Source organism: Mycobacterium sp. Panama NTM2 (assembly GCF_054355555.1).
Window position 1 is genome coordinate 2,292,186 of record NZ_CM135953.1, and the last position, 10,052, is coordinate 2,302,237.

The 10,052-nt window shown below is 68.3% G+C and carries 11 protein-coding genes; 2 read left to right on the top strand and 9 right to left on the bottom strand.

What is annotated here, in order from left to right; all coding sequences use genetic code 11:
- Nucleotides 1–30: 30 nt before the first annotated feature.
- Nucleotides 31–492 carry a winged helix-turn-helix transcriptional regulator gene (locus ACXYX3_RS10970; RefSeq protein ID WP_241203800.1) on the top strand — a complete coding sequence of 154 codons (462 nt, stop codon included), beginning with the start codon at nucleotides 31–33 and terminating at the stop codon, nucleotides 490–492.
- Here ACXYX3_RS10970 and ACXYX3_RS10975 read toward each other — a convergent pair.
- From ACXYX3_RS10975 to ACXYX3_RS11015, 9 genes are read right to left on the bottom strand one after another with little or no spacing between them, the layout of a single operon-like run.
- Nucleotides 485–829, bottom strand: a complete 345-nt coding sequence (locus tag ACXYX3_RS10975; protein WP_374238321.1) for a cupin domain-containing protein — start codon at nucleotides 827–829, stop codon at nucleotides 485–487. The two genes, ACXYX3_RS10970 and ACXYX3_RS10975, sit on opposite strands and share 8 nt — an antisense overlap.
- The gene (locus ACXYX3_RS10980; protein ID WP_458611700.1) at nucleotides 826–1,647 is read right to left on the bottom strand and encodes a BtpA/SgcQ family protein; all 822 of its coding nucleotides are present in this window, start codon (nucleotides 1,645–1,647) and stop codon (nucleotides 826–828) included. The genes ACXYX3_RS10975 and ACXYX3_RS10980 overlap by 4 nt, the downstream gene beginning before the upstream one ends.
- A 44-nt stretch (nucleotides 1,648–1,691) precedes the next feature.
- Nucleotides 1,692–2,462: an SDR family NAD(P)-dependent oxidoreductase gene (locus ACXYX3_RS10985; RefSeq protein ID WP_458611701.1), complete on the bottom strand. Its 771-nt coding sequence runs from the start codon at nucleotides 2,460–2,462 to the stop codon at nucleotides 1,692–1,694.
- A 24-nt stretch (nucleotides 2,463–2,486) separates the two neighbouring features.
- Complete coding sequence (locus ACXYX3_RS10990) at nucleotides 2,487–3,548, bottom strand: ABC transporter ATP-binding protein (protein ID WP_458611702.1); 1,062 nt, start codon at nucleotides 3,546–3,548, stop codon at nucleotides 2,487–2,489.
- A gap of 10 nt (nucleotides 3,549–3,558) precedes the next feature.
- On the bottom strand, nucleotides 3,559–4,374 hold the full coding sequence (locus ACXYX3_RS10995) for a carbohydrate ABC transporter permease (RefSeq protein WP_458611703.1): 816 nt from the start codon (nucleotides 4,372–4,374) through the stop codon (nucleotides 3,559–3,561).
- On the bottom strand, nucleotides 4,371–5,234 hold the full coding sequence (locus ACXYX3_RS11000; protein WP_458611704.1) for a carbohydrate ABC transporter permease: 864 nt from the start codon (nucleotides 5,232–5,234) through the stop codon (nucleotides 4,371–4,373). The genes ACXYX3_RS10995 and ACXYX3_RS11000 overlap by 4 nt, the downstream gene beginning before the upstream one ends.
- 53 nt (nucleotides 5,235–5,287) lie before the next feature.
- On the bottom strand, nucleotides 5,288–6,610 hold the full coding sequence (locus tag ACXYX3_RS11005; RefSeq protein ID WP_458611705.1) for an ABC transporter substrate-binding protein: 1,323 nt from the start codon (nucleotides 6,608–6,610) through the stop codon (nucleotides 5,288–5,290).
- A 14-nt stretch (nucleotides 6,611–6,624) separates the two neighbouring features.
- Nucleotides 6,625–8,106 carry an FGGY-family carbohydrate kinase gene (locus ACXYX3_RS11010; protein ID WP_458611706.1) on the bottom strand — a complete coding sequence of 494 codons (1,482 nt, stop codon included), beginning with the start codon at nucleotides 8,104–8,106 and terminating at the stop codon, nucleotides 6,625–6,627.
- Nucleotides 8,103–8,897, bottom strand: coding sequence for a DeoR/GlpR family DNA-binding transcription regulator (locus tag ACXYX3_RS11015; protein WP_241203879.1), 795 nt, complete (start codon nucleotides 8,895–8,897; stop codon nucleotides 8,103–8,105). The genes ACXYX3_RS11010 and ACXYX3_RS11015 overlap by 4 nt, the downstream gene beginning before the upstream one ends.
- A 192-nt stretch (nucleotides 8,898–9,089) precedes the next feature.
- On the opposite strand from ACXYX3_RS11015, the gene ACXYX3_RS11020 reads away from it, so the two are divergent.
- On the top strand, nucleotides 9,090–10,022 hold the full coding sequence (locus ACXYX3_RS11020; protein ID WP_458611707.1) for a DUF389 domain-containing protein: 933 nt from the start codon (nucleotides 9,090–9,092) through the stop codon (nucleotides 10,020–10,022).
- The last annotated feature ends 30 nt before the right edge of the window (nucleotides 10,023–10,052 follow it).

A 10,052-nucleotide genomic window follows, 5' to 3' on the forward strand; every position in this document is an offset into this window, starting at 1 on the left:
CCACAACAACCCAGCAGGAGAGTGATCTGCATGACAGTGCTGCAGGGGCCGTTGGCCGACCGCGACGCGTGGTCGGCGATCGGCAAATGCCCGATCGAGAAGACGATGGGGCTGGTGGGCACCAAGTCGGCGATGCTGATCATGCGGGAGGCGTCCTACGGCACGACCCGCTTCGACGACTTCGCACGCCGGGTCGGTATCACCAAGGCGGCCACCTCGGCCCGACTCTCCGAGCTCGTCGACGCGGGCCTGCTGACCAAGCAGCCGTACCGTGAACCGGGGCAGCGGGTCCGCGACGAGTACGTGCTCACCGAGGCCGGGGTGGAGTTCATGCCGGTGGTGTGGGCGATGTTCGAGTGGGGCCGCAAGCACCTTGGCGATCCGTCGCTGCGCCTGCGCCACCTCGGGTGCGGGGCGCAGGCGAGCGTCGACATCGTCTGCGAGAACGGGCATGTGGTGCCCCCAGACGAGCTGGGCGTGGCGCTCAGGTGAGGTAGACCTTGCGCAGCCGCTCCGTCACGGTCCACGTGGTCCGCGTCCCCTCGGCCAGCCGCACCACGTCACCGGCCACGAGCGTCAACGGCGCTGCGCCGTCGGCGAACTCCACGGTGGCACGGCCCGACAGAACGACGAAGATCTCGTCGCTCTCGACGTCGGTCATGACGCCCTCGGTCATCTCCCAGATGCCGACCTCGACCCCTCCGAGCGTGCCGAGCTCGACGCTGCCGGTCTGCGGTTGCCCGGCCACGCTCTGGTCGGCCGACACGTCGGTGAGTTCGACCGGCACGTGCGCGGCGCGCAGTGCACCGTTGGGCGCCAGCGCGGTCACCGCTGGGCCTGCCGGAACTCCTTGGCGGCGGCCATGAGTTTTTCCACTCGCGACTTCTCGGCCGGGTTCTCGAACACGCCGTCCTTCTTGAAATAGGTGCCGACGACGGCGCCATCGGCGACGGCGAGCTGGCTCGCGACGTTGTTGGCCCGCACCCCGGTGTTGACGAACACCGGTACGGCACCGGCGGCGTCCTTGACCACCTTGAGCGCCTCGGTGTCGGTCGGTGAGCCGGCGGTGGCGCCCGAGACGCAGATCGCGTCGGGCAACGTGGCGAACACCGTGGTGCGGGTGATCGCGGCCAGATCCCGATCGGCGAGGTATTGCGCCGATTCCGGGACGATGTTGAACAGCAGCTTGACCCCGGCGCCGCCGACACGGGCCCGGTGCCGCGCGACCTCGCCGACGTTGGTGTCCCACAGGCCGAAATCGCTGGCGTAGACGCCGGTGAAGATCTCCCGCACGAACGACGCACCGGTCGCGACCGCGAGGTCGATCGACGCGCGACCGTCCCACAGCACGTTTACCCCGTAGGGCACGCTGATGTCGGGCAGCAGTTCCCCGATGATGCGTGCCATCGTGATCGCGGTGATCGGTTCGGTCTTCGTCAGATACGGCAGGCTGAACTCGTTGCTGATCATGATCCCGTCGACACCGCCGCCCTGCAGCGCGTCGAGTTCGGTGCGGGCCCGCTCGAGCACCGCGGCGATGCCGCCTGCCGAGTCGTAGCCGGGATCCCCGGGCAGGGCGGACAAGTGCAGCATGGCGATGACGGGCTTGCGGACGCCGAAAACCTCGTCGAGCCAGGTGGTGGTCACGAAAAGTGCCTTTCTGTTGGAGAACAGCTCAGGGGGTAGGGGTCTCAGTCCATGTAGGCGCCGCCGTTGACGGCGAGCGCCTCCCCGGTGATGAACCGGGCGTCGTCGGAGAGCAGGAACGCGACTGCACGGGCGACGTCCTCGGGTTGTTCGAGCCTGCCCAGCGGGGTGTCGGCGAGCATCATGTCGCGTACACCGTCGGGGGTGGTGCCGCGCAATTCCGCTTCCCACTCCAATTCCCGTGACTGCATGGGCGTTTCGACATAACCGGGGCACACGCAGTTGACGGTGATGCCGTGCTCGCCGAGTTCGTAGGCCATCGCCTGGGTCAGGCCGACGACGCCGAATTTCGAGGCCACGTAATCCGACAGGTACGGCACGCGACCCTGTTTGCCCGCCATCGACGCGGTGTTGACGATCGCGCCGGACACGCCGGCGCGCACCATCTCCCGCGCGGCGGCCTGGCCGCAGACGAACACGCCCTTGAGGTTCACCGCCATCGTCTGGTCGTAGCGCTCGACGGGTGCGTCGAGGAAGCGGTGCATGAACGAGATCCCGGCGTTGCTCACCCAGGCGTGCAGGCCGAGACGTGCGGCCACGTCGGCGGCGAGTGCGGACGCGGCGGCCGCATCGGTCACGTCGAGCGCGGCGGCTTCGTGTGCGGCGCCGGCGTTCGGCAGCTCGGCGACCACGCCGGCGGCGGCGTCAGCGTCCAGATCGGTGACGACCACCCGCCAATCTCGGCGGGCCAGTTCACGGGCGATCGCGCGGCCGATGCCCGAGCCTGCGCCGGTCACCACGACGGTTCTGCTCATCAGGTGTTGTGTTCCTCTCGTGTTCTACGCGGATCGCTGCCCGCTGGCGGCGTCGAAAAGGTGGGTGGCGCCGGGGCGCACGGACAGCGCGACCGGGGTGCCCTCGGTGATTCCCGCCAGCGCGGGACCCTCGACGACGGCGGTGATCTCGGTGCCACGCGCGTCGATCGAGACGATGGCCCGGGGGCCCAGGTTCTCGATCAGCGTGACCCGGGCTGCACCGTCCTCGCCTGTGACGGGGGCGAGCTGCAGATCGTCGGGCCGTACCCCGAGGCGCACCGGGCCGGCGCCGCCGGTCCGGTCGGTGCTCAGTGCGAAACCGTTGGCCAGCAGGAAGTCTCGGCCTCGGAACTCGCCGTCGAACAGGTTCATCTTCGGGCTGCCGACGAACGTGGCGACAAAGGTGTCGGCCGGGCGGGCGTAGACCTCCTGCGGCGGTCCCTGCTGCGCGATGTGGCCGTCGCGCATCACCACCATCCGGTCCGAGAGTGTCATCGCCTCTTCCTGGTCGTGGGTCACGTACACCGAGGTGATTCCCAGCCGCCGCTGGATCTGCAGGAGTTCGGTCCTGGTCTCCACCCGAAGCTTGGCGTCGAGATTGGACAGTGGCTCGTCGAACAGGAACACCGACGGTTCGCGGATGATGGCCCGGCCGATCGCGACCCGCTGCTGTTGGCCGCCGCTGAGGTCTTTGGGCTTGCGCGACAACAGCTTTTCCAAGCCGAGTGATTCGGCGATCTCGCCGGCACGTGAGAGCGCTTCGCGCCGGGGTGTGCGGGTGGCCCGCAGGGGGAACGCGATGTTCTCGGCGACCGTCAGGTGCGGGTAGAGCGCGTAATTCTGGAACACCATGGCGATGTCGCGATCGCGTGGCTGCAGATGGGTGACGTCGCGGTCACCGATCGTGATGGTGCCCGAGGTGACGGTCTCCAGTCCCGCAAGCATGCGCAGCGACGTCGACTTGCCGCAGCCTGAGGGGCCGACCAGCACGGTGAACGAGCCGTCGGGCAGCTCGAGGTCGAGATCGCTGACCACCGAGGTGTTTCCGTACGCCTTGGTGACGCCGGAGAAGCGGACGTGCGCCATAGATGCCTTCCTAGAACTTCACCGCGCCGCCGCTGATGCCCTGCACCAACCTGCGCTGGATGAAGAAGCTCGCCACGACGACGGGAATCACCGCGATCAGGATCGCCGCGCTCATCGAGCCGATCTGAACTCCGCGGAACGTGTTGAAGCCGGCGATCGCCACCGGCAGGATCGCCGCCTTGCCCGGCGCCAGGATCAGGCCGTAGAACAGGTCGTTCCACGACAGGGTGAACCCGAAGATCGCCGAGGCGCCGATGCCGGGCAGCACTTGGGGGAGCACCACCAGCCGGAACGCGGCGAAGCGGGTGAAGCCGTCGACCTGTGCTTGCTCCTCCAGAGACCGTGGCACCGCCTCGAAGAACCCGATCAGGAACCAGGTGACTACGGGGAGAACGAAACTGAGGTGCGCGAAGATCACCGGCACCAGGGTGTCGGTCAGCCGGAGCGCATACGCCATGGTCAGGAACGGGAACACCAGCACCGCCGGGGGCAGCACCTGGGCGGCGAGCATCCCGAACCGGGTCAGCGTGCCGCCGGCGCGAAACCTGGCGATGGCGTAGGCGCCCATGCTGCCGACCACGACGCTGATGCCGACGGTCACCCCGGCCACCAGTGCGCTGCGGCCGGCTGCGCCGAGGATGCCCGAGTCCAGCACGTTGTGCCAGCTCGCCAGCGTCGGGGTGAACGTCAGCAGGAACGGATCGTCGAGCTGCGCAGGCGTTTTCACGCTGGCCAGGGCGATCCACACCAGCGGGAACGCGACCGTGATGCCGGCCGCCCACAACAGCGCGACCCGCAGCACCCCGAGAATCGAGAAGCGGCTCATCGCGTCGGGGTCCCCTCTCGTGCCCGGTCCATCCGGCGGAATGCCACCACGATGATGGCCAGCACCACCACCAGCACGACGAACGCCATCGACGACGCGGAACCGAGGCGGAAGAACTGGATCCCGGTCTGGTAGATGAAGTACTGCAACGTCTCCGTTTCGGTGCCCGGGCCGCCGCGGGTGGTCGCGAACACGTACTCGAACACCTTCATCGCATCCAGGCAGCGCAGCAGGATCGCCACCACCAGCACCGGTGTCAGCAGCGGCAGCGTCACCCGCCGTAGCACGTAGAAGGCGCTCGCACCGTCGACCCGCGCGGCGTCCATCGGTTCGCGCGGAATCGATTCGAGGCCGGCGAGCAGCAACAGCACCATGAACGGCGTCCACTGCCAGACGTCGATGAACGCGATCGTGAACAGCGCCCGGCCGGGCCCGAAGAAGTCGTAGGAGATGCCGAGCCCGCGCAACAGCTCCGGGATCGCGCCGAGCTGGTCGTTGAGCAGGAAACGGAAGGTGAGTCCGACCGCGATGGGCGTGATGAACATCGGGGCCAGCAGCATCGACCGCGTGAGATCCTTTGCCCAGCGCTGCTTCTGCAGCGCCAGCGCGATCGCCAGACCGAGAATCAGCTCCATACCGACGGCCACCGCGACGAACAGGGCGGTGGTGCCGAACGAGTGCCAGAACGCGGTGTCACCGAAAGTGGCGGTGTAGTTATCGGCACCGACGATGCTCGGCGCGCCCCGGTCGGTGAGCTTGTAATCGGTGACCGACAGGTACGCGGCGTAGCCGAGGGGGAAACCGACCACCCCGACGAAAAGGGCGACGAGGGGGGTGACCATGCCATGGGCGAATTTCATGGCGGTCTGCGCTCCTTTCGTGGGGTGGTCGGCTTCCGGTTCTCGGGCCGCGGCTAGCTCTGGATCTTCTCCGCGGCGGCCTGCGCTGCGGCCAGCGCGTCGTCGACGCTCTTGGTGCCGGCCACCGCCTCGTTGAGCTCGGTGCCCACCGCCTGGATCATCTCCTCACCGCTGGGCCCTTGGCTCAACGGTGCCGAGTTCGCCAGCAGCTGCTCGACCGTCTTGTAGTAATCCGCACCGAATTTGCCCTGCAGCACAGCAGGATCGGCGAGCGTGCTCTTGCGGATCGCCGCACCACCCTTCTCGACGCGGGTGACGTCGTTCGGCTTGGCGGTGATCCACGACGCGAAGGCCCATGCCGCGTCGGAGCTCGCGGAGTTGGCCGGGATCGCCCAGCTCCACGAACCCAGCACCTGCTTGCCGCCCGGGATGGGGGCCAGCTTCACCTTGCCGGCGGCGGGTCCGGAGCCGGGTTCGTTGATGGCGGGCAGCTGCCAGTTGTAGTTGATCATCGAGGCCGACTGGTTGGCCGACACCGAACGCTGCGCCTCGTCCATGCTCCAGTTCAGGCTGTTCGGCGGTGCCGCTGTTTGGTAGGTGTCGATGTAGGCCTCGAGCGCGCGCTTGGCCTCCGGGGTGTTCAGCGTGACCTTGCCGTCGGCGTCGTAGATGGAGCCGCCCGCGGCGAAGAGCCAGTTGCCCCACTCTTCGAAGATCTTGTAGCCGCGCTGCGGTTGCATCGCGATCCCGGCGTGCTCGGGGGTCTTGAGTGCCTTGCTGACACTGACGAGCTGGTCGAGGTTGGTGGGCACCTGCTGTTTGGCGGCCGCGAGATCGTCGGCGTTGTACAGGTATCCGAGCGCGTAGTTGTAGAACGGCACGCCGTAGCGCACCCCGTCGACGGTGGTGATGTCGGTCAGGGGCTTGAAGAAGTCGGCGGCGTCGTAGTCCGGGGTGCTGTCGATGCGCGCGTCGAGCGGCTGCAGGAACTTCGCGTTGGCGAAGTCGACCATCCACGGGTTGTCGACGACGATCAGGTCGTAATTCGGTGTCGACGACTGGAACGAGGACACCAGCTTGTCACGCATCTGGTCGTAGGTCAGTGACTCGATGTCGACTGTGATGTCGGGGAAGCTCTTGTTGAAGTCGGCGACCATCGATTTCACAATGTCGGTGTCGGGCACGTTCTCCATGAGGATGCGCACGGTCCCCGAGGTGTCCTTGGCCACCTCGCCGGTGCCGGTGGCCTGTGACTGTTCGGGGCCGCCGCTACCCGCGCACGCGGAGAGCACGAGGGCGAGAACGGCGAGCAGTGCGACGGCGGCGGAGCGTGCGGTGCGCCACCGCCGCCGGGGGGCCCAGGGCGTGATTCTCATGTGTAGTGCTCCTTTCATCGGGTGGTGCGTGCCAGTGCGTGCGAGATCGGGGCCACCGCGTCACCGAGCTCGCGCCATGTCGCATAGGCGGAGTCGTAGCGCTCGGTGCGGGCCGGGTGAGGGACGTAGGGCTCGTCGAGGGTGATGAATCGCGCCGCGTCGGACCAGTCGTCGAGGGCGCCCACACCGATGGCAGCGATCACCGCCGCGCCCAGGGACGCACCGGGATGCCCGGTGACCGAGTTCATCTCCAGGCCGAGGACGTCGGCGTGAATCTGCTTCCACAGCGTGGACTTCGAGCCGCCATTGGTGATCATCACCCGGCGCAGCGGGATGCCGATCTCGGTGAAGACGTCGACGTGATGGCGGAAGCCGAAGGCGATCGCCTCCAGCACGGCGCGGTACATGTCGGCACGGCCGTGGCCGAGATGCATGCCGGCGAACACTCCGCGTAGATCGGGGTCGTGCAGCGGGCTCTTCTCGCCGAGAAAGTACGGCAGGCAGAGAATCTCGGCTGGCGGTTGCCGTGCCGCCTCGTCGTCGAGATCGGTCAGTGTTGCACCGCCGACCAGCGACTGGAACCAGCGGATCAGGCTGCCGCTGGTGGCCATGCATCCGTTGGGCAGCCAGTGTCCCGGGACCGGGTGGGCGTCGAGATAGAGGCGTTCGTCGACGACGGGTGTGTCGCTGGCGACCAGGATGTCGCCCGCGCCACCGAGTTTCACCAGGGCGTCCCCGGGACCGTTGACGCCCGCCGCGAACGCCGACAGCACGTGGTCGGCGCCGCCGACCACCAGAGGGGTGCCCGCCCGCAACCCGGTGGCCTCGGCGGCGGCCCGGCTGAGTTCGCCGACCTGGGTGCCGGGACGGTGTACCCGGGGCAGCGTCGCGGGCTCGAGTTTCGCTGCGGTGAGCACCATCTCGGCGAGCTGCCCGTCGAGGGTGAACAGCCCCGATTCGATCGCCCAGTTCTCTTCGACGTGCACGGGCGCGCCCAGCGCCATCAGCACCCAGTCGTAGGAGCCGACCCAATGCGCCACGCGAGAGGAGATCTCGGGTTCGTGATCGCGCAGCCACACCGTCGTCGGGGCCACCGACTGCTGGGTCACGGCGGACCCGGTGAGGTGCACCAGGTCGGTGTCGGCGAGTGCGGTGGCGAGGTCGGCCACTTCGCGGTGCGCGCGGGCGTCGTTCTGCAGGATGGCCCTGCGCAGCGGCTGTCCCGCGTCGTCTACGGGAACCACCGCGGGCACCATGCCGGAGGTTGCCAGCGCACCCACCTGCTCGGCCGGGGCGTCGGCAGCCTGTAGCACTTCGCGTATCGATTCGACGACGTTGCGCTGCCACTGGCCGGTGTCGGCTTCGGCGTACCCGGGGGCGGGGGAGTGCAGGGCGGTCTCGCGCGTGGCGGTCGCGACGATGCCGCGCTCGGTGTCCAGCAGCACGGTCTTGGTGCCGGTGGTGCCGATGTCGATGCCGACGGTGTAGCGGGTCACCGAGCCTCCGCCGCCGTGGAGTCGCGGTGGGCGCCGACACAGATCACCTCGACACCCGCATCGCGGGCGGCGACCAGCGCCGGGTGGTCCGGCGGCCCGTCGCTGACGATGGTCGCGACGCTGGAGAGCGCGGTGATGCTGACGAACGTCACGCGACCGAGCTTCGACTTGTCGGCCGCGACGATCACCCGGTCGGCGCGCCGGCTGGCCGCCTGCTTCACCCGGCTCTCGGCCTGGTGATAGTCGGAGATCCCGCGTTCGCCGTCGATACCGGCCACGCCCATCACGTAGGTGTCGCAGTTGTAGTTGGCCAGCGTGTCCTCGGCCGCGGCCCCGATCAAACTCAGTTCCCCGGAACGCAATTCGCCGCCGGTCAGCACCACGGTGGTGTCCGGTTCATCGACCAGGGCGAGCGCGGCCAGCACGCTCGGCGTCACGACGGTCAGCCCGAGCCCACGGCCGCGCAGCGAGTTCGCGACGGCCAGCGCGGTGCTGCCCGAGTCGAGGATGAGCGTCTCGTTCACGCCGATCAGGTCGGCGACGACGTCGGCGATGTGGATCTTCTCCTGGGCGGCGTCGGCCATCCGCGTGGCGAACGACGGCTCGGTGTCCTTGCCCTGCAGGGCGATCGCGCCGCCGACGACGCGACGGACCACGCCGCTTGCCTCCAGCGCCTCGACGTCTCGACGGATCGTCATCTCCGACACGTCGAATTCGGTGGCCAGATCGGCGTAGGTGATCTCGCGGGCGGCGCGCACCCGCTGCTCGATGTGATCCCGCCGGGTCTTCACGTCCACGACGACGCCCCGCTCACGAACTTCTGTTCAAATTTCACAGAAATCCCTCCCGTTCGGGGGCGTTTCGTGGTGAGACGCTGACTTGGGGTGTGAATCTATAACAGCCTGCTGTGTACTCGCCACATTTCGGGCCGAAATGTTTTCAACCCGATCCGGCGGTGGCTTCGGGCCTGTTAACTAGCGCCGGTGCTGGACTTGCGCGTGATCGTGCCCGCGGACATGCGTGAGGATGTGGTGTCGGTACTGCGTCGCCAGGTCGGGGTGGCGCACATCCTCATCCACGCCGGCGCCGCCGTGGAGCCGGCCGGCGGAGACGAGATCACCGCGGTGATCGCCCGCGAATGCGCCAATGACGTCATCAAGTCCCTCAAAGATCTCGACGCCCAGCATCGGGGCGCGATCCTGCTCACCGTTCTCGACACGGTGCTGTCCACCCGCGCGCACGAGGCCGAGGACGACGCCGACGGTGACCCGGCCGACGCGGTGGTGTGGGACGAACTCATCGGCCGCACGCGCGAGGAGTCCACGCTGTCGCTGACCTTCGTGCTCTTCCTCACCCTCGCGTGTCTGCTGGCCGCCGTGGGTGCGATCACCGACTCGATGGTGACGGTGGTCGGCGCGATGGTGCTGGGGCCGGAGTTCGGGCCGCTGGCGGCGGTGTCGGTGGCGATCGTGCAGCGACGAGCCGATCTCGCCCGACGTGCGGTGATCGCGCTGCTGGCGGGGTTCCCGATCGCGATGGGCGTCACCGCTCTGCTGACGATGGCCGCCCACGCCGCGGGCTGGGTGAATCTGGATTCGATGCGCGACCTGGACAACGTCGACTTCATCTTCCAGGTCGGACCGGTCTCGTTCGTGGTGGCGCTGCTGGCCGGCGCGGCGGGCATGCTGTCGCTGGTGTCGGCCAAATCGGCGGCCCTGGTCGGCGTGTTCATCTCGGTCACGACGGTGCCCGCCGCGGGGTTCACCGCAGTCGCCGGTGTGCTGGGCGACTGGGGCATGGCGGCCCGCTCGGCCGCCCAGCTCGCGGTCAACCTCATCGGCATCGTGATCGCGTGCGTGTCGGTGCTGGTGCTGCGCCCGCGGACCAACCTCATCCCGCGCCGCGCGCAGACCTGACGCAACCTGCGGCGCTGCAGGCGGTGTGGT

What these genes read in the sequence shown, in the direction of transcription:
- ACXYX3_RS10970 (WP_241203800.1), top strand. Translation starts at nt 31, where the DNA reads ATGACAGTGCTGCAGGGGCCGTTGGCCGACCGCGACGCGTGGTCGGCG.
- ACXYX3_RS10985 (WP_458611701.1), bottom strand. Translation starts at nt 2,462, where the DNA reads ATGAGCAGAACCGTCGTGGTGACCGGCGCAGGCTCGGGCATCGGCCGC.
- ACXYX3_RS10990 (WP_458611702.1), bottom strand. Translation starts at nt 3,548, where the DNA reads ATGGCGCACGTCCGCTTCTCCGGCGTCACCAAGGCGTACGGAAACACC.
- ACXYX3_RS10995 (WP_458611703.1), bottom strand. Translation starts at nt 4,374, where the DNA reads ATGAGCCGCTTCTCGATTCTCGGGGTGCTGCGGGTCGCGCTGTTGTGG.
- ACXYX3_RS11000 (WP_458611704.1), bottom strand. Translation starts at nt 5,234, where the DNA reads ATGAAATTCGCCCATGGCATGGTCACCCCCCTCGTCGCCCTTTTCGTC.
- ACXYX3_RS11005 (WP_458611705.1), bottom strand. Translation starts at nt 6,610, where the DNA reads ATGAGAATCACGCCCTGGGCCCCCCGGCGGCGGTGGCGCACCGCACGC.